Genomic DNA, 23,366 nt, shown 5'->3' with positions numbered 1-23,366 from the left:
GGTAGGCTGACCGACGGGCCGTGACTGGCGCGCTGGGATGGGACGGACCATCGGGGAGCGGCCCGGAGTGAGACGAGTGCCGTGCGCCTGGGCCGAGCCGTGAACCCGTGACCGCTTCTCAGCACCCACGCCACCCGGAGGCCGACGAGATGTCAGAGCAGCAGCCCCTCTCCACCCAGTCCACCGCCTTCCGCGCCGCCCTCGACGTGGTCCGCGCCGTGGAGCCGCGCGTCGCCGACGCCATCGGCCAGGAGGTCGCCGACCAGCGCGAGATGCTCAAGCTGATCGCATCGGAGAACTACGCCTCCCCGGCCACGCTCCTCGCGATGGGCAACTGGTTCAGCGACAAGTACGCCGAGGGCACCGTGGGCCGCCGCTTCTACGCAGGCTGCCGCAACGTCGACACCGTCGAGTCCCTCGCCGCCGAGCACGCCCGCGAACTCTTCGGCGCCCGCCACGCCTACGTCCAGCCGCACTCCGGCATCGACGCCAACCTCGTCGCCTTCTGGGCCGTCCTCGCCGACCGCGTCGAGGCGCCGTTCCTGGAGAAGACCGGCGCCCGCCAGGTCAACGACCTCTCCGAGGCCGACTGGGCCGAACTGCGCCAGGCCTTCGGCAACCAGCGCATGCTCGGCATGTCCCTCGACGCCGGCGGCCACCTCACCCACGGCTTCCGCCCCAACATCTCGGGCAAGATGTTCGACCAGCGCTCCTACGGCACCGACCCGGCCACCGGCCTGATCGACTACGACGCCCTGCGCGCCTCCGCCCGCGAGTTCGAGCCGCTGATCATCGTCGCCGGCTACTCGGCCTACCCCCGTCTGGTGAACTTCCGGATCATGCGCGAGATCGCCGACGAGGTCGGCGCGACGCTGATGGTCGACATGGCCCACTTCGCGGGCCTCGTCGCCGGCAAGGTCCTCACCGGCGACTTCGACCCGGTGCCGCACGCCCAGATCGTCACCACCACCACGCACAAGTCGCTGCGCGGCCCGCGCGGCGGCATGGTCCTGTGCGACGACTCCCTCAAGGACCAGGTGGACCGCGGCTGCCCGATGGTCCTCGGCGGCCCCCTCCCGCATGTGATGGCCGCCAAGGCCGTCGCCCTCGCCGAGGCCAGGCAGCCGTCCTTCCAGGACTACGCCCAGCGCATCGTCGACAACTCCCGCGCTCTCGCCGAGGGCCTCAAGCGCCGGGGCGCGACCCTCGTCACCGGCGGCACCGACAACCACCTCAACCTGATCGACGTCGCCACCTCCTACGGCCTCACCGGCCGCCAGGCCGAGTCCGCCCTGCTGGACTCCGGCATCGTCACCAACCGCAACGCCATCCCCGCCGACCCCAACGGCGCCTGGTACACCTCCGGCATCCGCATCGGCACCCCGGCGCTCACCACCCGCGGCCTGGGCACCGCGGAGATGGACGAGGTCGCCGGCCTGATCGACCGCGTCCTCACCACGACGCAGCCCGGCACGACGAAGTCGGGCGCCCCCAGCAAGGCCTCCCACGTCCTCGACCGGAAGATCGCGGACGAGATCTCCCACCGGGCCACCGACCTCGTCGCCGGGTTCCCCCTGTACCCGGACATCGACCTCGGCTGACCGAAGCCTGAGAGCTCCGTCTCCCGTCAGAGATCGATGAGCTTCTGACGCGGCTCGTGCGGCGGCCCGGACACCTCCGGTGCTGCCGCACGGCGGGCCAGAAGGGTGCGGCCGAAGCCCAGGGCCAGGCCCAGCGCGAGCCCGGGTATCGCCCACCACCAGCCGGCGCCGGGGGCCGGGCTCCCGGCGGCGGCCGACCTCGTGACCGGCTCGCCCGCAGTGGCGGACGGCTCCGAGGAGGCCTTCGCCACCCCGGCCGCGGGTCCCTCCGCCGCGTAGGGCCGGCCGCCGGACCCCGGGCCCGCCGACTCGCCCATGAGCCCCAGCTCGGTGAACAGCGTCCGCAACCGAGCGGGATCCTTCGGCTGGTGCCAGGCCCCCGTCGACGAGGCCTCCAGGGACGTCGATATCCAGATCGCCCGGTCGTCGGACGTCAGCCAGTACACCCGGTCCACCCGCCAAGGGTGCACGTCATGCGCGAGCCACGTGATGTTGATCAGGCGGCCCGTCATCTCGTCCGGCTTCGGGGGCCCCACCCCGCCCGCGCGCGCCCCGCCCGAGTCGTGCAGCAGCGTGTCCAACCGGCTGTAGTCGTCGTCGGTGCTGTACAGCGAGGCCGTCTCCCGGCTCGTGGGCGAGGCCAGCAGCACACTCGTCGGCCCGCCCGCCACCGAGGCCGTGGCGCCGAGCACCACAGCCGCGAAGGCCAGCGCCAACGCGCCCGCAAGAGCGACCAGTTCACGCAACCAGCGCATCCGACACCCCCATGTCCGAACCGGTGCGGCCCGCCCGCACTCGCTGTGTCACTTCTGGTACACCGCTCGGCCCGTCGGGGTTCCCGCCTTTCCGGCCGTTCGAGGACGCTTCCCAGACCGAGCGTCAGGTCACCGACCGGGCGATCTCCAGAGCCCGTTCCCTGGACTCGACGCCCTCCAGACGGAACGTCAACTCGACGCCGCCGGAACCCCGGTGGGTCCACAGCAGCGTCGGTCCGGCCGTGCGCTCCGACCGGGTGAAACGCCCGCCGTCGGGGCCCACCAGCCAGAACGTCAGCACGTGCGGCTTCGGGAACCACAGGGCCTGCTCCGGCACGACCTGGCCGGTCTCCGCGCCCTCCCCGCCCTCGCCCAGGGGCAGGTACTCGGGCTGCTCCTCGACGGTCTTGACGAACGCGAAGTCCAGACCCGCCCGGAACTCGTCGACCCGGATCATGCGCCCGCCCTCCCGCCGGCACAGGCCGACCAGGGACCGGTCCCCCGGCAAGGGCACCACCGTCACCGCGTCCGGCTCCCCGAACGCGCGCGGCACCACGGGCCGGAATCCCGCCCGCCGCGCAGCCTCCCCGAGCGTGACGGACCCCTCGCAGCCCGGCGCCGAACCCCGCGCCGACGGCACCGCGGACGGATCCACCCGCACCTCGACCCCGCCGAAGCCGAACCAGTCCGCCACCGACGCCCGCACAGGAGGAGTGAGCACGAGGACGGCGACCAGCCCGCACAGCCCGGCGGTCACCGCCCGCCACCGCGCCCTCGCCCGGCGGCGCGCCGATCTCAGCCACTCGGCGGGCCCTCGCGGCTCGGCCACCGGCACGGGCACCTGCTCGGCGAGTATCCGCCGGAGCACCTGCTCGACCACGGTCTCGCCCCCGTCGTCCCCCGGCCGGTCCAGCGCCCGCCCGAGCGCCCGCAGTTCCTCCGGCAGCCCGGCGTCCCGCTCCCGCGCCCGCAGTTCCTCCGGCAGCCCGGCGTCCCGCTCCCGCGCCCGCAGTTCCTCCGGCAGCCCGGCGTCCCGGTCCTCACCCATCGTCGTCACCTCCTCCCCGCACCCCGCCCTCCGGCAGCAGCCGCCCCAGTTTGCGCAGGGCCCGATTGAGCCGGGACTTCACCGTCCCCCTCGGCCAGCCCAGCGCCTGGGCCGTCTCGGGCTCGTCCATCTCCAGCAGGTAGCGATACGTGACGACCAGCCGGTGCTCCTCACTGAGCCGTTCCAGCGCGGACAGCAGTGCGAGGCGTCGCTCGCCCGCCACGGCCGCGACCGCCGGATCGACCGACTCCGGTATCAGCGGCTCCGCCCCCGCCATCGCCGCCTCCCGGCCCGCCAGCGTCAGCCGCCGACCCGCCGCCCGCACGGTGTTCCGCGTCTCGTTGGCGACGATCGACAGCAGCCACGGCCGGAAGGACTCGCCGTCCCGGAAGCGCCCCAGCGAGCAGTACGCCTTGAAGAAGGCCTGCTGCACCACGTCCTCCGCGTCCGCGCCCGCGCCCAGCGCGCGGGCCGCCCTCAGCGCGATCCCCGTATGGGCGCGCACCAGGTCCGCGTACGCCTCCGGCTCCCCGGCGCGTACGCGTGCGATCACCGCGGCCTCATCGGCGATGCGGCCCCCCTCCCGCGCTTTCACACCCTTGCTACACCGCCCGGCGCCGATCGGTTCCCACCCGCCGCACATCTGTTTTCCGGCGGATTCCGGAGCGGTCCCCGACACCTGAGACAATGGTGGACATGGCCAATGACCGACCCCGCGTGCTCTCCGGCATCCAGCCCACCGCCGGCTCGTTCCACCTCGGCAACTACCTCGGCGCCGTGCGCCAGTGGGTGGCTCTGCAGGAGTCCCACGACGCCTTCTACATGGTCGTCGACCTGCACGCGATCACGGTCCCGCAGGACCCGAAGGAACTGGTCGCCAACACGCGGCTGGCCGCCGCTCAGCTCCTCGCGGCGGGCCTCGACCCGGACCGCTGCACGCTGTTCGTGCAGAGCCACGTCCCCGAGCACGCGCAGCTCGCCTGGGTGATGAACTGCCTCACCGGCTTCGGCGAGGCCTCCCGGATGACGCAGTTCAAGGACAAGTCCGCCAAGCAGGGCGCCGACCGCGCCTCGGTCGGCCTGTTCACGTACCCGATCCTCCAGGTCGCCGACATCCTGCTCTACCAGGCCGACGAGGTCCCCGTCGGCGAGGACCAGCGCCAGCACATCGAGCTCACCCGTGACCTCGCCGACCGCTTCAACGGCCGCTTCGGGGAGACCTTCACGATCCCGAAGCCGTACATCCTGCGGGAGACGGCGAAGATCTACGACCTCCAGGAGCCGTCGATCAAGATGAGCAAGTCGGCGTCCACGCCGAAGGGCCTCATCAACCTGCTCGACGACCCCAAGGCCACCGCGAAGAAGGTCAAGAGCGCGGTCACCGACACCGACACGGTCGTGCGCTACGACGCCGAGAACAAGCCGGGCGTCAGCAACCTGCTCAGCATCTACTCGACGCTGACCGGCGTGAGCATCCCGGAGCTGGAGCGGCGCTACGAGGGCAAGCTGTACGGCGCGCTCAAGACCGACCTCGCCGAGGTCGTCGTCGACTTCGTGACCCCGTTCCGGGAGCGCACCCAGCAGTACCTCGACGACCCCGAGACCCTCGACTCGCTCCTCGCCAAGGGCGCGGAGAAGGCACGGGCCGTCGCCGCGGAGACGCTGTCCCAGGCGTACGAGAGGGTGGGCTTCCTGCCCGCGAAGCACTGAACGCGGCCGCGCCGAGGGCGCACCACCGCACACGCCGTCCGCCGCGCAGAGCGCTGCACATCACTTCGGCTGCGCCTGCCCAGCGCACAGCGGTGGCCGTACAGTCGATAGACGTACGACTGAGCACGCGTGTGACAGCACGTTTGACACGACGACAGGAGACGACGTGGGGACCGTAACGATCGGAGTGTCGATCGCGGTCCCGGAGCCTCACGGCAGCCTGCTCCAGGAGCGGCGCGCGGGCTTCGGCGACGCCGCCGCGCACGGCATCCCCACGCACGTCACCCTGCTTCCGCCGACCGAGGTCGACTCCGCGAGCCTGCCGGCCGTCGAGGCGCATCTGCTGCGGGTCGCCTCGGCGGGCCGGCCGTTCCCGATGCGGTTGTCCGGCACGGGCACCTTCCGGCCCCTTTCGCCGGTGGTGTACGTGCGGATCGCCGAGGGCCGGACCGACTGCACCCGGCTCCAGCAGCAGGTCCGCGACCCCGCCGGCCCCATCGCACGCGAACTGCAGTTCCCTTACCACCCGCACGTCACCGTGGCGCACGGCATCGACGAGGCGGCCATGGACCGCGCCTTCGAGGAGCTCGCCGACTACGAGGCGCGGTGGTCCTGCACCGGCTTCGCGCTCTACGAACAGGGCGCCGACGCCGTCTGGCGCAAGCTGCGCGAGTACCCCTTCGGCGGCCCGACCGTGCCCCCGCAGACCCCCCACGTCGACCGCGACACCCTGCCCACCCGGTAGCTACAGCGGCAGTCTGCGGAAGAGCCCCCGCGGCAGATGCCGCAACGCCGACATCCGCACGCGCAGCAAACCCGGCGCCCACACCGTCTCCGAGCGGCGGCGCAGGCCCAGCTCGATCGCCGTGGCGACCGCCTCCGGAGTGGTGGCCAGGGGTCCTTCGGGAAGGCCGGCGGTGCTCCTCGTCCGCACGAAACCCGGGCGTACGACCATGACGTGGACGCCCGTGCCGTACAGCGCGTCGCCCAGCCCCTGGGCGAAGGTGTCCAGGCCCGCCTTGCTTGAGCCGTAGATGAAGTCGGCGCGGCGGGCGCGCTCGCCGGCGGCGGAGGACAGCACGACCAGGGAGCCGTGGCCCTGCGACTGCAGCGCGCACGCGGCGACCAGGCCCGCCGACACCGCGCCCGTGTAGTTGGTCTGCGCGACGCGCACGGCCGCCGCCGGATCACGCTCGTCGTGCGCCTGGTCGCCGAGCACGCCGAAGGCGAGCAGCACCATGTCGACGTCGCCCTCCGCGAACACCTTGCCGAGGACGCTCTCGTGGGACCCGGGGTCGAGCGCGTCGAAGGCGACCGTGTGCACCAGCGCGCCCAGGGCGCGCAGCCCGGCGGCGGCCGACTCCAGCGCCGGCGACGGGCGCCCCGCCAGCCACACCGTGCGGGTCCGGCGGGCGATCAGACGGCGTGCGGTGGCCAGCGCGATCTCCGACGTCCCGCCGAGGACGAGGAGGGACCGGGGGAGGCCGGAGGCGTCCTTCACGACAACTCCAGGAGGTCGAGGGCGACGGACATCTCGGCGACCGTACCGCCCTCCCGCGAGGCGGTTCATGGAGAAACATCCCGTGATACCCGAAACGGGTGATTAGTGGGATGTCGTTCGGTGTGCGGCGCGTCCTGACCCCGCGGGCCACTCCAGGCGTATCGCTGCCGATCGGGGAGCATCGGCCGGATCCGCGAGGGCAGAGTCGGAGTATGGACTGGCTGAAAAAGCTCCCCGGGATCGGGCCGCTCGTCACGCGCGCGATGCTCACGCACGCGTGGCGGTCCTACGAACGGCTCGACCGGGTGAAGTGGACCCGGCTGGCCGCCGCGATGACGTTCACCAGCTTCGTCGCGCTCTTCCCGCTGCTGACGCTGGCCGCCACGATCGCCGCCGCCACACTGGGCGCCGAGCGGCAGGGCGAGCTCCAGGACAAGCTCGCCGAGCAGGTGCCCGGCATCTCCGACCAGCTGGACATCGACGGCCTGGTGCAGAACGCCGGCACCGTCGGCCTCATCGCCGCCGCCGCGCTGCTGTTCACCGGCGTCGGCTGGGCGGGCTCGACGCGCGAATGCCTGCGCGCCGTCTGGGAGCTGCCGGACGAGGAGGAGAACCCCGTCCTGCGCAAGGCCAAGGACCTCGGCATCCTCCTCGGCCTCGGCGGCGCGGTCCTCCTCACCCTCGCCGCCTCCGCGGTCGCCTCCGCGATGGTCGGGTGGATCACCCGGCAGCTCGGCATCGACGAGGGCGGCTGGGGCGGCGTGCTGCTGCACGTCGTCGCGTTCCTCGTCGCCGTCCTCGCGGACTTCCTGCTGCTCCTGTACGTCCTCACCCTGCTGCCCGGCGTCGAACCGAGCCGCCACCGCCTGTTCGTGGCCGCGCTGACCGGCGCGGTCGGCTTCGAACTGCTGAAGCTGCTGCTCAGCGGCTATATGCAGGGCGTCGCCACGAAGAGCATGTACGGCGCGTTCGGCGTGCCCATCGCCCTGCTGCTGTGGATCAACTTCACCGCGAAACTCGTCCTGTTCAGCGCCTCGTGGACGGCGACGCCCGCCAAGGAGGCGGACGGGGAGCGCCACGAGGCCGCGCACGACGACGCAAGCGCCGGCACCGGTGAGGTCAGCGGCGGAGGCGCACCAGGTCCGGCAGCGGCCACCGGCGGTTGACCAGGTACGCGGCGCCCGCCAGAAGCACCAGCACCCCGCCGGTGATCGCCATCGCGACGCCGACGCCGCCGGCGCCCTTCCCGGTCACCGCGCCGGCCACCGGCTTCGCGGACTCGTCGCCCGGGCCGCCGGCCCCTCCGGTCGCCGCAGAGTCCTCGCCGGTCCCCTTCGAGGGCTGGGTGCTGGACTGCGCGGCGCCCTTCGGCGGGACCAGCTCGCCGACCGGCCGCACCTTGCCGGCCGCCTGGAAACCCCAGTCGAACAGGGCGGCTGTCTCCTTGTAGACCTCGTTGTGGGCGCTCTTCTCCGGGTTCATGACGGTGACCAGCAGCACCCGGCCGCCCCGCTCGGCGACCCCGGTGAAGGTGGCGCCCGCGTTGGTGGTGTTGCCGTTCTTGACGCCGGCGATGCCCGGGTACTGCGAGATGTCGTAGTCGCCGCGCAGCAGCCGGTTGGTGTTCTGGATCTCGAAGGTGCCGCGGGTGGTCTTGCCCTTCTTGTCCTTCTTCGTCTCGCCCGGGAACGCGGCCCGCACGGTCGAGCAGTACTCCCGGAAGTCCTTCTTCTGCAGCCCGGAGCGGGCGATCAGCGTCAGGTCGTACGCCGAGGACACCTGGCCCGAGGCGTCGTAGCCGTCGGGGGAGACCACGTGCGTGTCGAGGGCCTGGAGTTCCTCGGCGTGCTCGTTCATGGCCGCCACCGTCGGGCCGACGCCGCCGTTCATCGCCGACAGGACGCGCACGGCGTCGTTGCCGGACATCAGGAACACGCCCAGCCAGAGGTCGTGGACCGAGTAGGTCTCGTTCTCCTTTATCCCGACCACGCTGGAGCCGGGGCCGAGGCCTTCCAGGTCCTTCGGGGTGACCTTGTGCCGCGCGGTCCCGGGGAAGCGTGGCAGCACGGTGTCCGCGAACAGCATCTTCAGCGTGCTCGCCGGGGCCAGCCGCCAGTGCGCGTTGTGCGCGGCGAGCACTTCGCCGGACTCGGCGTCCGCGACGATCCACGACCGTGCGGTCACGTCCTTCGGCAGCACCGGGGCGCCGCCCGCCAGGTCGACCTGCGTCCCGGCCTGCCCGAGCCGCACGCCGCCCACGGTCGACATGCCCGCCGGGGGAGTGGCCGTCGCACCCTTCGACGGTGAGGCCCCCGCAGACGGCGAAGCCCCCGCGGACGGGGAGACCCCCGCGGACGGCGAAGCCCCCGCGGACGGGTAGGCGGGCGCGGACGGCGAAGGGATCGGCGGGGCCGCCAGGGACACGGGCGCGGTCAGCGCGAGGGACGCGAGGGTCGCTGAGGTGACCAGCAGGGATCGCCTGACGGTCTGCATCAAGGGTGCGGGCACGACGCAGAACGTACCTGTCCGACGGGGCGAAGTCCCGCGGCCCTCCCCACCCCGGGCACGGAACCGGACATCGTGCGGCGATACTGAAGGCATGAAGCTCAGCCGCCCCGTGTCCTGGTTCCTGCTCGCCTTCGGGGTGTGGAGCTGGGTCATCTGGATCACTTTCGTCAAAAACCTCATCAAGGACGCCAGCGGGCTGGCGTTCGAGGACGGCGACCCCACGGCGTACTTCTGGGTGCATCTGCTGCTGGCCGTCGTCTCCTTCGTATTGGGGACGGTCATCGGCGTCATCGGGTTGCGCGGACTGCGCGCGCTGCGTCGAACGTCATAGTCGCCACCGACCACAGCAGACAGCGGGGACCAAGACACCGTGGCCATCCTTTTCGTGCTGCTCGCCCTGGCCGTCCTGGCCGTCGTCGGGACGGCCAACTGGTACGTGTGGCGGCGGCTGTTCCGGGACACCACCCGTGCTCCCGGCTGGGTCCGCCGCGGTGGCGCGGCCCTCATCGCGGGCGGCTGGGCCATGGCCGTCGGCGCCCTCGTCGCCGAGCGCACCGGCGCCCCCTTCCCGCTCCAGCAGGCCCTCGCCTGGCCCGGCTTCCTGTGGCTGGCGCTGTCGGTGTACCTGCTGCTGGGCGTCCTCGCCGGCGAGGCGGTACGCCCCCTGCTGCGCCGTTACCTGGAACGACGCGACCGCATGTCCGAGCGGACGGCCCCCGCCGCAACCCCCGCCGTCGTGACGGCGCCCGCACTCGCGCCCGCCGAGGACCCGGCCCCTCCCGCCCCTCCCGCGCCGCCCGCGTCCCCTGAGCCTCCCGCGCCCTCGAGGCGTCTGTTCGTCTCCCGGGTCGTCGGCGGGGCCGCGGCGGCAGCCGCCGTCGGGACCGTCGGCTACGGCACGTACGGCGTGCTGCGGGGGCCGAGGGTGAAGCGGGTCACCGTCCCGCTGGCCAAGCTGCCGCGCGCGGCGCACGGTTACCGGATCGCCGTCGTCAGCGACATCCACCTGGGGCCCGTCCTCGGCCGGGACTTCGCCCGGAAGGTCGTCGACACGATCAACGGCACCCAGCCGGACCTGATCGCCGTCGTCGGCGACCTGGTCGACGGCAGCGTCAAGGACCTCGGCCCGGCCGCCGCGCCGCTCGCCGGGCTGAAGGCCCGTCACGGAAGCTTCTTCGTCACCGGCAACCACGAGTACTTCTCCGGCGCCGAACAGTGGGTGGAGGAGGTGCGTCGCCTGGGCCTGCTGCCGCTGGAGAACGCGCGTACGGAACTGCCGTGGTTCGACCTGGCCGGCGTCAACGACGTGGCGGGCGAGAGCGAGGGCCACGGCCCCGACTTCGGCAAGGCGCTCGGCGACCGGGACACCGCACGCGCGTGTGTGCTCCTCGCCCACCAGCCCGTGCAGATCCACGACGCCGTCGAGCACGGCGTCGACCTCCAGCTCTCCGGCCACACCCACGGCGGCCAGCTCTGGCCCGGCAGCATCATCGCCGCCGCCGCGAACCCCACGGTGGCGGGTCTGGAACGCTACGGCGACACGCAGCTCTACGTCTCCCGAGGCGCCGGCGCCTGGGGCCCGCCCACCCGAGTGGGCGCGCCCTCGGACATCACCCTGCTCCAACTGGCGTCACCCGACGCCTGAACCCGCACCGGCGGTGCGAGGGGGCCCTGACAGGGCCTGGCATGCGTCCGCGCGGCGCGGGACGGTGGCCGGGCAAGCCGCCCCGCCCGGGGCCCAGTGCCCCGGCGGGTTGCGGGACCTTCCCGATCCGACGGGAGAACACCGTGAACCCCACCTACGACTTCTCCGGGCAGGCGGCCCGCGTCACCGGCGCCGCGTCCGGCATGGGCCTGGCCGCCTCCCGCGCCGTCGCCGACTCCGGGGCCGCCGTGGTCCTGGCCGACCTCGACCACGACGCCGTCCGCGACGCGGCCGGAAAGATCACCGCCGCCGGCGGGCGGGCGATCGGTGTCGTCTGCGACGTCTCGTCGGCGACCGCAACGCCGGGGGGAGGGCTTGTGAAACCCGGCTGAAACAACCGGTCGGCAAGTACTTTCTCATCTCCGCCCGATCCCTTCCCCCGGCCGAAACCGGTGTGGTTAGGTGAGCCCGCCGCCAAGGGGAGCGGCACTTTTCATGTGCCGGGCGTACGGGCCCGGGGAGGGCAGGGCACACCCATGCGCTCGGTTCGCATGCGCATCCTGGTCACGTCGTCGGTGCTCGCGGCGGTCGCGGTGGGCGGCTGGCAGTTACTGCCCGCCCGGGGCGGCCCGGGCAAGGCGATACGGGTCGGCACGACGGACACCGTCACCTCGCTGGACCCGGCCGGCGCCTACGACGCCGGTTCCTGGGCCCTGTTCAGCAACGTCTTCCAGTCGCTGCTGACGTACGAGCCGGGCGGCACGACACCGGTCCCCGACGCGGCCGAGAGCTGCGCGTTCACCGCCGGCGGCCTCACCACCTACCGGTGCCGCCTCCGCGACGACCTCACCTTCCCCAGCGGCCGCGAGCTGACCGCCGAGGACGTGAAGTACTCCTTCGACCGGGTGAAGAAGATCGACGCCGAGGTCGGCCCCGCGACCCTGCTGTCCACCCTGAAGTCGGTGGACGCCCAGGGCGACACCGTCACCTTCCACCTGTCCGCCCCGGACGCCACGTTCCCGTTCAAGGTGGCCACCGGCGCCGGCTCGATCGTCGACCGCGAGCGCTACCCGGCGGACGCCCTGCGCACCGGCGACCAGGTCGACGGCACCGGGCCGTACACACTCACCGGCTACATCAAGGGCAAGCGCGCCGAGCTCACCCCCAACTCCCGCTACCACGGCGCGGTCAGCACCGGACGACCCGTGCGACTGCGGTACTACGCCGACCCCGAGGCCCTCGACCGGGCGTGGAAGGCCAAGGAGCTCGACGCCGCCACCCGCCAGCTGCCGCCGGACGTCCTCGCCGCCCTGAACAGCAGCGACCCGGACCAGCGCGTCACCGAGGCCGACAGCTCCGAGACCCGCAACCTGTACTTCAACACCCGCGCCGGCTCCCCCCTGCGCCAGGCGGCCGTCCGCAAGGCGGCGGCCTGGCTGATCGACCGCGAGCATCTGGCGAACTCCGTGTACCACGGCACCGTCGACCCGCTGTTCTCACTGATCCCGACCGGCATCACCGGCCACACCACCTCCTTCTTCGACGCCTACCCGGACCAGAACCCCCAGAAGGCGCGCACGCTGCTCCAGCAGGCCGGCGTCGGCGTCCCCGTCGCCTTCACCTACGGCTACGGACTCGGCAGCGGCGCGGCCGAGCAGGAGGCCAGGGAGATCAAGCGGCAGCTGGAGGCCTCCGGCCTGTTCAGGGTGACCGTCAAGGGTTACGAGTGGACCGACTTCCAGAAGCGGTGGGCGACCGGCAAGCTCGACGCGTACGCCGTCGGCTGGGTCGCCGACTATCCCGACCCGGACACCTTCGCCGCCCCGCTCGTCGGCACCGGCTCCACCATGAACACGGGCTACAGCAGCAAGCCGGTCGACGGCTTCATCAAGAACAGCCGCCGCTACGCCGACCGGAGCCGTGTCTTCGACGACTTCCGCGAACTCCAGAAGTTCATCGCCGAGGACGTGCCGGTCGTCCCGCTGTGGCAACGCAAGGAGTACGTCCTGACCAGCGCGGACGTCGGCGGCGGCCAGTATCTGGCGGACGGCGACGGCGTGTTCCGGCTGTGGAAGCTGAACTGGATCTGACTCCGGCAGCCGTGCGTCCGCATGCGTCCGCCGCACACCGGGCAGTCACCCGACGCGGGTCCTGGTGGCGGAGGTGTGTGAGGAGCAGACGTGCTGAGACGCAACTCCTTCCGGCTGCCGCGGCACCCGGCGTCCGTCGGCCTCGCCCGGCGCCGGGTGCGGGACCATCTGGCCCAGTGGGGCCACGGCCCCAACGACCCTGCCCTCGGTGACGCCCTGCTGCTGGTGTCCGAGCTGGCGACCAACGTCGTACGCCACGGGCTGCTGCGGGAGCGGGAGTTCGAGGTCGCCGTGACGGCCCTCGCGGACGGGTCCTGCCTCATCGAGGTCTCGGACGAGGGCCGTCACGAGCCGCGCCCCCGCACGGTCTCCGAGTGGGACGAGCACGGCCGCGGGCTGCACCTGGTGGAGCACGTCGCGGCGGCGTGGGGGGTGTGGAGCCGGGGCCGGCACGGCAAGACGGTGTGGGCGCTGGTGCTCACCGCCGACGAGCCCTGACGGAAAGCCCCCGGCGAGGCCGGCGGACCCGCGTGGCCTACGACTCGTTCCGCTTCTTCGCCGGGTCCGGCAGGGCCCTCGTCATCCCCGGCAGGAAGTCCGTGAACAGCTCGTGCACCTCGTGGACGAGCGGCCGCAGCACCCGGAACCGGGACAGCGTCACCCCGCGCGCGGTGAGGCGCGCGCCCCGCTCCGCGAGCCGGTAGCTGCGCTCACGCCCCTCCGTACGGTCGAAGATCCAGTACAGGACGAGCCCCATCTGGGAGAGCCACATCAACTCGGGCAGCACCTCCCGCAGTTCCTCCGGCACCTTCGCCTTGGACCCGGCGAGCACCTGCCGGTGGACGGAGATCGCCTCCAGGCGCGCGTGCTCCGACTCCGGGGAGAAGGGGCTGAGCGGGCTGTCCGGGTCGGCGGCGTTCTTGAAGAACTGCACGGCGAACTCGTGGTACGGCGTGGCCACGTCCAGCCAGACCCGCAGCACGCCCGCGAGCCGCGCCTCCAGGCTCGTCTCCCGGGCCAGCACGTCCTGGATCGCCACCCGGTGCTCGGCGGCGAGCCGGTCGTAGAAGCCCTGGATCAGGTGCTCCTTGCCCGCGAAGTAGTAGTAGGCGTTCCCCACGGAGACGCCGGCCTCCTGGGCGATGGCCCGCATCGTCGTCTTGTCGTAGCCGCGCTCCTGGAACAGCCGCATCGCGGTCTCCAGGATCAGCGCGCGGGTCTGCTCGGACTTGGACCGTGCGGCCCCCTCGGCCCCCTCGGCTCCCTCGAAGGGCTCGGCGGGCTCGGACGGGGCGGCGCCCTCAGCGGGGCCTTCGTTCTTCGCGGACACGGAAGGAAAGCCTAGTCATCGGCGCACGCGCCGTCGGCACAGGAGGGCGGGGCGTAGGACCAGCCGTCGCGCGGGTGGAAGGACCAGCCGTCGGCCGAGTGGTACACGCCGCCGCCCCAGCCGGTGTCCGTCCGCCGCGCCCCGCGCCACTTGGCGGCGGCCAGGACCGCGCCCTTGGCGAGCTTCGCCCCGGCGGGGGTGCTCAGCCGGTGGGCGAGCGGACGGTGCTCGCGCAGGGCCCACAGGGTGACGATCCAGGCGGCGGAACCCCGGTAGACCTGGCCGCCGTCGCCCACGACGGTGATCTCCTCCAGGCTGGCCCGGTGGTCGAGCCAGGGGAAGCGGGCGCCGGCCTCCGGGGAGGCGGCCGGGACCAGATCCAGCGGGACCAGTTGCGGCTGCCGGGCCAACCAGTCGCGCACGAAGGAGCACAGGGCGCAGTGGGCGTCGTAGAGCACGGTGAGCCGGCGGACCGGGACGCGGGCGGCGTCCCGGTCGTCGGCGGCGCGGTGGGCCGTCACCGCGCTCACGCCCCGGCCGAGGGGGCCCAGCCCTGCGGGGCGACCGGCGGGACCTGCTCGCGCTCCATGACCCCGCGCCGCCGGATCCGGTTGAGCACGTACACGTTGCCCAGGTGCATCACGCCGAGCACCAGCAGCACCACGCCGAGCTTGGTCGACAGGGCCTCGAAGATGCCGCGGGTGTCCTCGATGGTCTCGTCCCCGCTCAGGTACAGGGCGACGAAACCGAGGTTGACGAGGTAGAAGCCGACCACCAGGAGGTGGTTGACGGCGTCGGCGAGCTTCTCGTTCCCGTGCAGCACGTCGGCGAGGAAGATCCGTCCGTTGCGGCTGAGGGTCCGGGCCACCCAGATGGTCAGACCGATGCTGACCACCAGGTAGATGACGTACGCGATGACTGTGCGATCCATGTTCCCCACCTTTTCTGAACGCGTTCAAAACACTGTCGCAAGGTGACTGTAGACCTCTTTCTGAACGTGTTCAACCGCAGAGCGAGTGATGCCGGACGCACCGCCCCGCGGACGGGTGGACGCGCTGCCCAGAGCTCAAGCCCGGCCCAGTTCGGGGCGCTTGGAGTAGTCGGTGAAGCCCAGGACGTTGCCCCACGGATCGGAGATCTCCACGGTCCAGCCGGTGGCCGCGGAGGCCGGCCCCTCCAGCGGGGTGATGCCGGCGGACGCCAGCCGCAGGGCCGCCGCGCGGGCGTCCGGCACCTCCAGCCACAGGCGCGGGCAGGCCCATGGCGGTGGACGGTGCCCCAGGGCGTCCTCCTGGCGCAGCAGGACGCCGGGCGTCTCGCCGCCGACCCTCAGCAGGGCGATGCCGGCCTCGTCGAACCGGTACGCCACCGCGAACCCGGCTCGCTCGTAGAAGTCCACGGCCTCACCGAGATCCCCTACGGGCAGCAGTACGTTGTCGAACCCGAGCAGCTCGTACGACTCATCATCTGACATACCGTCACCATAGGGTCGCAGCGGTCACGAACCGGTCATTGCCCGAGGGTGCTCCGGGCTCGGCTTCTCACCGTCGCCCTTTCTGCTGCAAGATGACCTGCACTCACCTGTTGCGCCGTACATCCGATCATCTGGTCCCGGGAGACATCACCTTGTCCGAACAGCCGCAGTACCCCCAGCAGCCGCCCCAGCAGCCCGGGTACGGCTATCCGCAGGGCGGCGGCCCCTACGGGTACCCGCAGCAGGGCCAGCAGCCGCCCGGCTACCCCCCGCCCGGCGGATACCCCGGCGCGGGCGGCTACCCGCCCCCCGGCGGCGGCTACCCCGGTGACCCCAACGCCCCCTACGGCTACGACCCCTACGGGCGGCCCTACTCCGACAAGTCGAAGATCGTCGCCGGCATCCTCCAGCTGTTCCTGGGCAGCTTCGGCGTCGGCCGGTTCTACATCGGCCACGTCGGCCTCGGCCTCGCCCAGCTCTTCACCTGCGGCGGGCTCGGCATCTGGGCGCTGATCGACGGCATCATCCTGCTGACCAGCAACGACAAGACCGACTCCGACGGCCGGATCCTGCGTGGCTGACCCAGTGCCGCGACAGACGACGTCCGCTCCGTCGCGACGAACGTCGCCTGCCGCGGCACTGGCGGGCCGGGAGCGCGGCTCCCTCCTGCGGCACCCGGCGGCGGCGCCCCTCGCGGTGCTCGCCGCCGGGGCGGCCGGCTCCGCCTATCTGTACGTCACCGACCCGCACGAAGGCGGGCACCTGCTGCCCCGGTGCCCCTTCCGGTTCGTCACCGGGCTGCTCTGCCCGGCCTGCGGCGGCACCCGCATGGTCTACGACCTGATGCACGGCGACCTCGCCCGCGCCTGGCTCGACAACCGTGCCCTGCTGCTCGCCTCGCCGTTCGCCCTCGCGCTGCTGGGGCGGTGGATGTGGGAGGGCCTGCACGGCCGGCGCCGGCAGCTCCGGCTCGGCCGCCCCGCCCAGGCCGTCGTGCTCGGCCTCGCCGTGACCTGGACCGTCGTACGCAACGCTTTCTGACCGATTCGGCTCGGACATGGCCGATTTTGATCACGGAACAGGAACGATCGGTCCCCGCCCCTCCCTTCGGCCTCATCGGCCTCTCTAGGCTCAGGTTTCACAGGGGGGCGTTCTCGCATGTCATGCGCGGCCGACGCGACCGCACGTCGCGTCGCATTCCTCCTGGCGTCCCCGTTCACAGTGAATCCAGGAGCAGCTTCTCCATGACCGTCCCCACCCCTGACGCCCCCTACGGTGTCGACCCGCTGGGCCGTCCGTACTCCGACAAGTCGAAGATCGTCGCGGGCATCCTCCAGATCTTCCTGGGCGGTTTCGGCATCGGCCGCTTCTACGTCGGCTCCGTCGGCGTGGGCGTCGCCCAGCTCCTCACCTGCGGTGGTCTCGGCCTCTGGTCGCTGATCGACGGCATCCTGTTCCTCACCAGCAACGACCGCACCGACAAGCAGGGCCGCGTCCTGCGCGGCTGAACACCCGCCGCCGTACACGCCGACGGCCCCGCTCCGTTCCGGGAGCGGGGCCGTCGGCGTGTACGGGGCGAGGAAGCCTCAGAAGCGGCGCGTGATCAGCGCCCGCTTCACCTCCTGGATCGCCTTGGTGACCTCGATGCCACGCGGGCAGGCGTCCGTGCAGTTGAAGGTCGTGCGGCAACGCCACACGCCGTCACGGTCGTTGAGGATCTCCAGGCGCTGCTCGCCGGCCTCGTCACGCGAGTCGAAGATGAACCGGTGCGCGTTGACGATGGCCGCCGGGCCGAAGTACTGCCCGTCGTTCCAGAACACCGGGCACGACGACGTGCAGGCCGCGCAGAGGATGCACTTCGTCGTGTCGTCGAAGCGCTCGCGGTCCTCCGCCGTCTGCAGGCGTTCGCGCGTCGGCTCGTTGGTGTCCTTCGTGATGAGGAAGGGCATCACGTCGCGGTACGCCTGGAAGAACGGCTCCATGTCGACCACGAGGTCCTTCAGGACCGTCAGGCCCTTTATGGGCTCGACCGTGATCGGCTTCTCCGGGTTGATGTCCTTGATCAGCGTCTTGCACGCCAGACGGTTCTTGCCGTTGATCCGCATCGCGTCCGAGCCGCAGATGCCGTGGGCGCAGGAGCGGCGGAAGGTCAGCGTGCCGTCGACGTCCCACTTGATCTTGTGCAGACCGTCGAGGACGCGCTCCTTGGGGTCGATCTCCAGCTGGAAGTCTTCCCAGGTCGCCTCCGCCGAGACCTCCGGGTTGAACCGGCGGATCCGGAAGGTGACGGTGATGTACGGGGAGGCCGCGGACGCCGAATCGGGGGTCTCGGCCTTGTCCAGAACGGGAGTTGCCATCAGTACTTACGCTCCATCGGCTGGTAGCGGGTCTGGACGACCGGCTTGTAGTCGAGGCGGACGGTCTCGGTGCCGTCGTCGCCGACCTCGCGGTACGCCATGGTGTGACGCATGAAGTTGACGTCGTCGCGGTTGGGGTAGTCCTCGCGGTAGTGACCGCCGCGGGACTCCTTGCGGGCCAGCGCCGACACCGCCATGACCTCGGCCAGGTCCAGCAGGTTGCCCAGCTCGACGGCCTCCAGCAGGTCCGTGTTGAACCGCTTGCCCTTGTCCTGGATCGCCACGTTCCGGTAGCGCTCGCGCAGCTCGCCGATCTTCTCGACGGCCGTCTTGATCGTCTGCTCGGTGCGGAACACCATGACGTTGGCGTCCATGGTCTCCTGGAGCTCGCGGCGCAGCTCCGCCACCCGCTCGGTGCCGGTCGAGTTGCGCAGCCGCTCGATCTGCTCGACGACCAGGGACTCCGGGTTCTCCGGCAGCTCGACGAACTCCGCCTTCTGGGAGTACTCCGCGGCGGCGATGCCGGCACGGCGCCCGAAGACGTTGATGTCCAGCAGCGAGTTGGTGCCCAGACGGTTGGCGCCGTGCACGGACACGCAGGCGACCTCGCCGGCGGCGTACAGGCCGGGCACGACGGTGGTGTTGTCCGCCAGCACCTCGCCCTCGACGTTCGTCGGGATGCCGCCCATCGCGTAGTGCGCGGTCGGCTGGATCGGGATCGGGTCGGTGTACGGCTCGATGCCCAGGTAGGTCCGCGCGAACTCGGTGATGTCGGGCAGCTTGGCGTCCAGCTGCTCCGGCGGGAGGTGGGTGAGGTCCAGGTAGACGTGGTCGCCCTCGGGCCCGCAGCCGCGGCCCTCACGGATCTCGGTGTAGATCGAGCGGGAGACGACGTCACGGGACGCGAGGTCCTTCATGACCGGCGCGTACTTCTCCATGAAGCGCTCGCCGTCCTTGTTGCGCAGGATGCCGCCCTCACCGCGGGCGCCCTCCGTCAGCAGGATGCCCATGCGCCAGATGCCGGTCGGGTGGAACTGGAAGAACTCCATGTCCTCCAGCGGCAGCCCGCGCCGGTACACGGCCGCCTGACCGTCACCGGTCAGGGTGTGCGCGTTCGACGTCACCTTGAAGAACTTGCCGGTGCCGCCGGAGGCGTAGATCACGGCCTTCGCCTGGAAAATGTGGATCTCGCCGGTCGCCAGCTCGTACGCCACGACGCCGGCCGACTTCTTGACGCCGTCGACCTCGGTGATCAGCTGGTCCAGGACGTAGAACTCGTTGAAGAACTCCACGCCCTCCTTGACGCAGTTCTGGTACAGCGTCTGGAGGATCATGTGACCGGTGCGGTCGGCCGCGTAGCAGGAGCGGCGGACCGGGGCCTCGCCGTGGTTGCGGCTGTGGCCGCCGAAGCGGCGCTGGTCGATGGTGCCGTTCGGGGTCCGGTTGAACGGCAGGCCCATCTTCTCCAGGTCGAGGACGGAGTCGATGGCCTCCTTCGCCAGGATCTCGGCGGCGTCCTGGTCGACCAGGTAGTCACCGCCCTTGACCGTGTCGAAGGTGTGCCACTCCCAGTTGTCCTCCTCCACGTTGGCCAGCGCGGCGGCCATGCCGCCCTGCGCGGCGCCCGTGTGGGAGCGGGTGGGGTAGAGCTTCGTCAGGACCGCGGTGCGGCTGCGCTTCGTCGACTCGATGGCCGCGCGCATGCCCGCGCCACCGGCGCCGACGATGACGGTGTCGTACTTGTGGATCTTCATGATTCTCGCAGCCCCGTGCCTAGCGGATGTTCGGGTCGAAGGTGAAGATCACCAGCGTGCCCAGCAGGATGGTGAACACCGTGGCGGTGTAGAGCAGGCCCTTGAGCCACAGCCGGGTGTTCGCGCGCTCCGCGTAGTCGTTGATGACCGTGCGCAGACCGTTCGCTCCGTGCAGCATGGCCAGCCACAGCATCAGCAGGTCCCAGACCTGCCAGAACGGGGACGCCCAGCGGCCGGCCACGAAGGCGAAGCCGATCTTCGAGACGCCGCCGTCCAGCACCAGCTGGATGAGCAGGTGACCGATGACCAGCACGACGAGCACCACGCCGGACAGGCGCATGAACAGCCACGCGGCCATCTCGAAGTTGCCCCGGGTCGACTTCGGGGACTTCTTGGTGCGCTTGCGCGGGGCCTCGATCAGCGGGGCCGGGTTGTCGACGCTGTAGCCGGAACCGCCCTCGACGGGGCCGATGCCGGAAGCGGTGGTTTCAGTGGTCGCCATCTGTCTCAGCTCCCGAGGACTTCACGAGCGGCGTGGCCGAGGACGGGGTAGATCGCCCCGAGCATCAGCACGACCCAGATGCCCACGACGGTCCAGAGCATCTGCTTCTGGTAGCGCGGGCCCTTCGACCAGAAGTCGACGGCGATGACACGCAGGCCGTTCAGCGCGTGGAAGAGGATGGCGGCGACGAGGCCGTACTCCAGCACGGCCACGATCGGCGTCTTGTACGTGGCTACGACCTTGTCGTAGTCCTCGGGGGAGACACGCACGAGTGCGGTGTCCAGCACGTGTACGAACAGGAAGAAGAAGATGAGGACGCCGGTGACTCGGTGAGCCACCCAGGACCACATTCCTTCCCGGCCGCGGTACAGCGTTCCAGCCGGCACGGAAGTCCCTCCGGGAGCGGGGTATCGGGGCCTGCCGGCTTGTGCTGTCGGTCGGGCCCGGCCGGGTACGGTCCACCGGCCCCCAGCATCGTAGCGACGTGTGCCTGCGGCGCTGAGCGGGGGTCTCGCGGTGTGATCAAAGTGGCACGCGTTCGGGTGAACCGTCGGCGGCGGCGGGGGTGGTTTGTTCGGTTATCCGCCGACTTCGGGTGCGCCGTGGCTGCTGGTCGCGCGCACGAGGTGGTAGCCGCACATCGATTACAGCCCCGCGCCCCTGAGGTGGGTCATCAGACGATGCCTCGCCAGGCGGCGGAGTTGCTCTGCCGCCACCTCCCGCTCCTTCTCCGGATCGTTAGTCCATCGTGACCGGATCTGTTCCAGGATGCGGTCGGGGGTCTCCGCCGGAGGCGTGTCGCCGAGGTAGAGGACGAAGGCGTGGCCGAAGCGGGACTCGTAGGCGGCGTGGGCCGCGCTGAGGGCGGTGTGGGCGGCTCCGTAGGCGTCGGCCGGGAGGGCGGGGAGGGCCTCCGCGGCCAGGGCTTCCGCCAGGTCGGCCGGGGTCAGGTCGTACGCCGCCTCGTCGGACGCGGCCAGCAGGGCGTCCGACGTGGGGTAAGGGCGGTGGTCCGCGACGCTGCGGGCCCAGCGCGGGCTGTGCAGGACGGTCAGGAGGGTGCGGCGGGCCTCGTCGTCCGGCGCCCCGTTGAACCTGTCCAGGGCGGGCGAGGGCATACGGGTCTGCTCGGGGAGCGCCGGTATGGCGACGCCGCCCGGGAGGCGGGAGATACGGTGCGCAGACAGCGTGGGTCCTCGCGTCACGTGTGAGATGTCAGGGGATCTTGTGAATGGTGTGACCACGTTATCGAGAGTGGTCATGACCTGTCCGAGAGATGCCCGAATTTCACCCGCACGGGAGAGTTTCGGAATCGGGAGTAGACCCCTTCGGCGCGCTTGACCCGTGCTCGGGTCGTAGGTTGGCGGAGTGAGCAGGCACAGGCACCGGCGCAGGGCGCCGGAGAAGAACCCGCAGAAAGTGACGCGGCGGGCCCTGTTGGCCGGCGGTCTCGTCGTCGTCCTGGGAGCCGGGGTGGGCGTGTGGGCCTCCGGCGACGGGGACGACGGAGCACCGGCCGGAGCGGCGGCGCGGCGGACCGGCGGCGACAGCCCGGCCCCGGGCGGCGGCAAGGCGGCCGGCGGCAGGTCCGCAGGCGGCCCCGCGGCGGCCGCGAGCCCGTCGCCCAGCCGTTCGTACCCGCTCTCGCAGCCGCCGCGGACCATACCCGCGGTCCGCTCGCACACCGCCGAGCGCGGCCCCGGCTGGCGTCCGGCCGCCGGTCACCGCGTGGTGGTGGGCGACGCGGGCCTCGCCGACGAGGGGAAGCTGATAGCCGGCGAGCTGAAGATGACGTACGCGGGCGTACGGGGCGACACCCGCGCGGGGGACCTGCGGCTGACGCGGAACAAGGGCGCGGGCGCGAACCCGGAGTCGTACACCATGACCGTGCGGGGCGGGCAGGTGACCGTCAGCGGGCCGTCCGACGCAGGGGTGTTCTACGGCACGCGCACGCTGAAGCAGGAGGTGCACGGCGGCGGCACGGCCCCCGAGGGCGTCGTCCGCGACGAGCCGGCCAAGCCGCGGCGCGGGTTCATGCTCGACATCGCCCGCAAGAACTTCACGCCCGACTGGATCGAGGACCGGGTACGCGAGCTGGGCGACCTGAAGTACAACGAGATCGGGCTGCACTTCTCCGACGACCAGGCCTTCCGGATCCAGTCCGACACCCACCCCGAGATCGTCTCCGCCAAGCACCTCACCAAGGCGCAGGTCAAGCGGATCGTCGACCTCGCGGCGAGCCGGCACATCACCGTCGTCCCCGAGATCGACTCGCCCGGCCATCTGGGCGCGGTCCTCGCCGCCCACCCCGAGCTGCAACTGCGCAACGTTCGGGGCACGGCCACCCGCGGGGCGATCGACATCTCCAAGCCCGCCTCCGCCGCCCTCCTGGACGACCTGCTGAACGAGTTCGCCGGACTGTTCCCGGGAGCGCAGTGGCACCTCGGCGGTGACGAGTACCAGGCCCTGACCGTGTCCGACCCCGAGGCCTCCTACCCGCAGCTCGCCGCCGCCGCCCGCAAGGCCTACGGCCCCGGCGCGGGGGTCGCCGACCTCGCCACCGGCTGGCTGAACGCCCGCGCCGACACCGTCCGCGCCCACGACCGGACCATGCGGGTGTGGAACGACGGCTTCTTCCGGCAGACGACGGTGAAGGCCGCCGGCGACCTGGAGGCCGCCTACTGGACCGGCAAGGAGATCGGCGCCCGGCAGCCCCTCGCCTACCTGAGCACCGGCCGCAAGGTGATCAACTACAACGACGAGTACCTGTACTACGTCCTCGGCGAGCCCCAGACCTTCGTCTACCCGACGGGGCAGCGGATCTACGAGCAGTGGACCCCGCGGGTGCTGCGCGGCAGCACGGCGGTGCCCGCGAAGTACGACGGCCGGATACTCGGCGGGACCTTCGCCGTCTGGTGCGACCTCGCGAACTCCCAGACGCAGGACCAGGTCGCGGCCGGCATCCGGATGCCGCTGCGGGCGACCGTCCAGAAGCTGTGGGACCCGGGCGCGCCGAAGCTGTCCTGGACCCAGTTCAAGGCGCTGGCGAACCGGCTGGGCTGACGGGGCCTCAGCGGATCGGCGCAGGGTG

General features: G+C 71.6%; 26 protein-coding genes and 1 pseudogene. 13 read left to right on the top strand and 14 right to left on the bottom strand.

Annotated elements, in window-relative coordinates:
* Positions 1-149: 149 nt before the first annotated feature.
* Entirely contained in the window at positions 150-1,601 is a 1,452-nt protein-coding gene (locus ACIOC0_RS27540; RefSeq protein ID WP_402158367.1) for a glycine hydroxymethyltransferase, read from the top strand.
* A gap of 26 nt (positions 1,602-1,627) precedes the next feature.
* Here ACIOC0_RS27540 and ACIOC0_RS27535 read toward each other — a convergent pair whose 3' ends face one another.
* The 3 genes from ACIOC0_RS27535 to ACIOC0_RS27525 form a co-directional block, all read right to left on the bottom strand.
* Entirely contained in the window at positions 1,628-2,356 is a 729-nt protein-coding gene (locus ACIOC0_RS27535; RefSeq protein ID WP_402158365.1) for a hypothetical protein, read from the bottom strand.
* Between the two features lie 124 nt (positions 2,357-2,480).
* On the bottom strand, positions 2,481-3,404 hold the full coding sequence (locus ACIOC0_RS27530) for a hypothetical protein (RefSeq protein ID WP_402158363.1): 924 nt from the start codon (positions 3,402-3,404) through the stop codon (positions 2,481-2,483).
* Positions 3,397-3,957: an RNA polymerase sigma factor gene (locus ACIOC0_RS27525; protein ID WP_130441263.1), complete on the bottom strand. Its 561-nt coding sequence runs from the start codon at positions 3,955-3,957 to the stop codon at positions 3,397-3,399. The genes ACIOC0_RS27530 and ACIOC0_RS27525 overlap by 8 nt, the downstream gene beginning before the upstream one ends.
* Positions 3,958-4,100: 143 nt before the next feature.
* Between ACIOC0_RS27525 and trpS the strand changes: the two genes are divergently transcribed.
* Together trpS and ACIOC0_RS27515 are read left to right on the top strand one after the other, a co-directional pair.
* Positions 4,101-5,114, top strand: a complete 1,014-nt coding sequence (gene trpS, locus ACIOC0_RS27520) for a tryptophan--tRNA ligase (RefSeq protein ID WP_402158361.1) — start codon at positions 4,101-4,103, stop codon at positions 5,112-5,114.
* A 166-nt stretch (positions 5,115-5,280) separates the two neighbouring features.
* Positions 5,281-5,859, top strand: a complete 579-nt coding sequence (locus tag ACIOC0_RS27515; protein WP_130441267.1) for a 2'-5' RNA ligase family protein — start codon at positions 5,281-5,283, stop codon at positions 5,857-5,859.
* Here ACIOC0_RS27515 and ACIOC0_RS27510 read toward each other — a convergent pair whose 3' ends face one another.
* A complete protein-coding gene (locus tag ACIOC0_RS27510; protein ID WP_402158359.1) occupies positions 5,860-6,615 on the bottom strand; it encodes a decaprenylphospho-beta-D-erythro-pentofuranosid-2-ulose 2-reductase in 756 nt (251 codons plus the stop codon).
* A 212-nt stretch (positions 6,616-6,827) separates the two neighbouring features.
* Here ACIOC0_RS27510 and ACIOC0_RS27505 point away from each other — a divergent pair, with 212 nt between their 5' ends.
* Positions 6,828-7,781 (top strand): YihY/virulence factor BrkB family protein, encoded by a 954-nt coding sequence (locus ACIOC0_RS27505; protein ID WP_402158357.1) that lies wholly within the window; start codon positions 6,828-6,830, stop codon positions 7,779-7,781.
* On the opposite strand, the gene ACIOC0_RS27500 is transcribed toward ACIOC0_RS27505, so the two are convergent.
* A complete protein-coding gene (locus ACIOC0_RS27500) occupies positions 7,735-9,123 on the bottom strand; it encodes a D-alanyl-D-alanine carboxypeptidase family protein (RefSeq protein ID WP_402158355.1) in 1,389 nt (462 codons plus the stop codon). The genes ACIOC0_RS27505 and ACIOC0_RS27500 overlap by 47 nt on opposite strands.
* 91 nt (positions 9,124-9,214) lie before the next feature.
* Between ACIOC0_RS27500 and ACIOC0_RS27495 the strand changes: the two genes are divergently transcribed.
* The 5 genes and pseudogenes from ACIOC0_RS27495 (at position 9,215) to ACIOC0_RS27475 (ending at position 13,356) form a co-directional block, all read left to right on the top strand.
* Positions 9,215-9,454, top strand: a complete 240-nt coding sequence (locus ACIOC0_RS27495; RefSeq protein WP_402158353.1) for an SCO4848 family membrane protein — start codon at positions 9,215-9,217, stop codon at positions 9,452-9,454.
* A gap of 39 nt (positions 9,455-9,493) precedes the next feature.
* Positions 9,494-10,768, top strand: a complete 1,275-nt coding sequence (locus ACIOC0_RS27490; RefSeq protein WP_402158350.1) for a metallophosphoesterase — start codon at positions 9,494-9,496, stop codon at positions 10,766-10,768.
* Between the two features lie 143 nt (positions 10,769-10,911).
* Positions 10,912-11,115 (top strand): annotated as a pseudogene (locus ACIOC0_RS27485) (SDR family NAD(P)-dependent oxidoreductase); the annotation flags it as partial.
* 189 nt (positions 11,116-11,304) lie between these two features.
* Entirely contained in the window at positions 11,305-12,858 is a 1,554-nt protein-coding gene (locus tag ACIOC0_RS27480; RefSeq protein WP_402158348.1) for an ABC transporter substrate-binding protein, read from the top strand.
* 90 nt (positions 12,859-12,948) lie between these two features.
* Positions 12,949-13,356 (top strand): ATP-binding protein, encoded by a 408-nt coding sequence (locus tag ACIOC0_RS27475; RefSeq protein WP_402158346.1) that lies wholly within the window; start codon positions 12,949-12,951, stop codon positions 13,354-13,356.
* 37 nt (positions 13,357-13,393) lie between these two features.
* Here the strand turns inward: ACIOC0_RS27475 and ACIOC0_RS27470 are convergent, their stop codons facing one another.
* From ACIOC0_RS27470 to ACIOC0_RS27455, 4 genes are all read right to left on the bottom strand, one after another.
* The gene (locus ACIOC0_RS27470; RefSeq protein ID WP_402158344.1) at positions 13,394-14,188 is read right to left on the bottom strand and encodes a TetR/AcrR family transcriptional regulator; all 795 of its coding nucleotides are present in this window, start codon (positions 14,186-14,188) and stop codon (positions 13,394-13,396) included.
* A gap of 11 nt (positions 14,189-14,199) precedes the next feature.
* Positions 14,200-14,709, bottom strand: a complete 510-nt coding sequence (locus ACIOC0_RS27465) for a thiol-disulfide oxidoreductase DCC family protein (RefSeq protein ID WP_402158719.1) — start codon at positions 14,707-14,709, stop codon at positions 14,200-14,202.
* 5 nt (positions 14,710-14,714) lie between these two features.
* Positions 14,715-15,119, bottom strand: a complete 405-nt coding sequence (locus ACIOC0_RS27460) for a hypothetical protein (protein WP_130441281.1) — start codon at positions 15,117-15,119, stop codon at positions 14,715-14,717.
* A 135-nt stretch (positions 15,120-15,254) separates the two neighbouring features.
* On the bottom strand, positions 15,255-15,662 hold the full coding sequence (locus ACIOC0_RS27455; protein WP_402158342.1) for a VOC family protein: 408 nt from the start codon (positions 15,660-15,662) through the stop codon (positions 15,255-15,257).
* A gap of 152 nt (positions 15,663-15,814) precedes the next feature.
* On the opposite strand from ACIOC0_RS27455, the gene ACIOC0_RS27450 reads away from it, so the two are divergent.
* From ACIOC0_RS27450 to ACIOC0_RS27440, 3 genes are all read left to right on the top strand, one after another.
* On the top strand, positions 15,815-16,243 hold the full coding sequence (locus ACIOC0_RS27450) for a TM2 domain-containing protein (protein ID WP_402158340.1): 429 nt from the start codon (positions 15,815-15,817) through the stop codon (positions 16,241-16,243).
* Positions 16,244-16,301: 58 nt separating this feature from the next.
* Positions 16,302-16,703 carry a DUF2752 domain-containing protein gene (locus ACIOC0_RS27445; RefSeq protein WP_402158718.1) on the top strand — a complete coding sequence of 134 codons (402 nt, stop codon included), beginning with the start codon at positions 16,302-16,304 and terminating at the stop codon, positions 16,701-16,703.
* Positions 16,704-16,906: 203 nt separating this feature from the next.
* Positions 16,907-17,170, top strand: coding sequence for a TM2 domain-containing protein (locus tag ACIOC0_RS27440; protein ID WP_351095269.1), 264 nt, complete (start codon positions 16,907-16,909; stop codon positions 17,168-17,170).
* 78 nt (positions 17,171-17,248) lie between these two features.
* Here the strand turns inward: ACIOC0_RS27440 and ACIOC0_RS27435 are convergent, their stop codons facing one another.
* The 5 genes from ACIOC0_RS27435 to ACIOC0_RS27415 form a co-directional block, all read right to left on the bottom strand.
* Positions 17,249-18,019 (bottom strand): succinate dehydrogenase iron-sulfur subunit, encoded by a 771-nt coding sequence (locus ACIOC0_RS27435; RefSeq protein WP_351095267.1) that lies wholly within the window; start codon positions 18,017-18,019, stop codon positions 17,249-17,251.
* Positions 18,019-19,773: a succinate dehydrogenase flavoprotein subunit gene (sdhA, locus tag ACIOC0_RS27430; protein WP_402158337.1), complete on the bottom strand. Its 1,755-nt coding sequence runs from the start codon at positions 19,771-19,773 to the stop codon at positions 18,019-18,021. Before sdhA ends, ACIOC0_RS27435 begins: the two co-directional genes overlap by 1 nt.
* A 19-nt stretch (positions 19,774-19,792) precedes the next feature.
* Complete coding sequence (locus ACIOC0_RS27425; protein ID WP_130441293.1) at positions 19,793-20,275, bottom strand: succinate dehydrogenase hydrophobic membrane anchor subunit; 483 nt, start codon at positions 20,273-20,275, stop codon at positions 19,793-19,795.
* Positions 20,276-20,280: 5 nt separating this feature from the next.
* Positions 20,281-20,661, bottom strand: a complete 381-nt coding sequence (gene sdhC / locus ACIOC0_RS27420; protein WP_130441295.1) for a succinate dehydrogenase, cytochrome b556 subunit — start codon at positions 20,659-20,661, stop codon at positions 20,281-20,283.
* 258 nt (positions 20,662-20,919) lie between these two features.
* Entirely contained in the window at positions 20,920-21,480 is a 561-nt protein-coding gene (locus ACIOC0_RS27415; RefSeq protein ID WP_402158335.1) for a 2-oxo-4-hydroxy-4-carboxy-5-ureidoimidazoline decarboxylase, read from the bottom strand.
* A 214-nt stretch (positions 21,481-21,694) separates the two neighbouring features.
* On the opposite strand from ACIOC0_RS27415, the gene ACIOC0_RS27410 reads away from it, so the two are divergent.
* A complete protein-coding gene (locus ACIOC0_RS27410; protein WP_402158717.1) occupies positions 21,695-23,338 on the top strand; it encodes a glycoside hydrolase family 20 protein in 1,644 nt (547 codons plus the stop codon).
* The last annotated feature ends 28 nt before the right edge of the window (positions 23,339-23,366 follow it).

The sequence above is a fragment of the Streptomyces sp. NPDC088254 genome, assembly GCF_044740925.1.
In the GTDB taxonomy this organism is placed as follows: Bacteria; Actinomycetota; Actinomycetes; order Streptomycetales; family Streptomycetaceae; genus Streptomyces.
Note: the sequence above shows the minus strand (reverse complement) of the source record. Positions and strands in the feature narration are given on the sequence as shown.

Bases quoted from the DNA above. Each gene is read 5' to 3' on its own strand.
- ACIOC0_RS27540 (WP_402158367.1), top strand. From the start codon at position 150: ATGTCAGAGCAGCAGCCCCTCTCCACCCAGTCCACCGCCTTCCGCGCC.
- ACIOC0_RS27535 (WP_402158365.1), bottom strand. From the start codon at position 2,356: ATGCGCTGGTTGCGTGAACTGGTCGCTCTTGCGGGCGCGTTGGCGCTG.
- ACIOC0_RS27530 (WP_402158363.1), bottom strand. From the start codon at position 3,404: ATGGGTGAGGACCGGGACGCCGGGCTGCCGGAGGAACTGCGGGCGCGG.
- trpS (WP_402158361.1), top strand. From the start codon at position 4,101: ATGGCCAATGACCGACCCCGCGTGCTCTCCGGCATCCAGCCCACCGCC.
- ACIOC0_RS27505 (WP_402158357.1), top strand. From the start codon at position 6,828: ATGGACTGGCTGAAAAAGCTCCCCGGGATCGGGCCGCTCGTCACGCGC.
- ACIOC0_RS27495 (WP_402158353.1), top strand. From the start codon at position 9,215: ATGAAGCTCAGCCGCCCCGTGTCCTGGTTCCTGCTCGCCTTCGGGGTG.
- ACIOC0_RS27480 (WP_402158348.1), top strand. From the start codon at position 11,305: ATGCGCTCGGTTCGCATGCGCATCCTGGTCACGTCGTCGGTGCTCGCG.
- ACIOC0_RS27460 (WP_130441281.1), bottom strand. From the start codon at position 15,119: ATGGATCGCACAGTCATCGCGTACGTCATCTACCTGGTGGTCAGCATC.
- ACIOC0_RS27455 (WP_402158342.1), bottom strand. From the start codon at position 15,662: ATGTCAGATGATGAGTCGTACGAGCTGCTCGGGTTCGACAACGTACTG.
- ACIOC0_RS27440 (WP_351095269.1), top strand. From the start codon at position 16,907: ATGACCGTCCCCACCCCTGACGCCCCCTACGGTGTCGACCCGCTGGGC.
- ACIOC0_RS27435 (WP_351095267.1), bottom strand. From the start codon at position 18,019: ATGGCAACTCCCGTTCTGGACAAGGCCGAGACCCCCGATTCGGCGTCC.
- sdhA (WP_402158337.1), bottom strand. From the start codon at position 19,773: ATGAAGATCCACAAGTACGACACCGTCATCGTCGGCGCCGGTGGCGCG.
- ACIOC0_RS27425 (WP_130441293.1), bottom strand. From the start codon at position 20,275: ATGGCGACCACTGAAACCACCGCTTCCGGCATCGGCCCCGTCGAGGGC.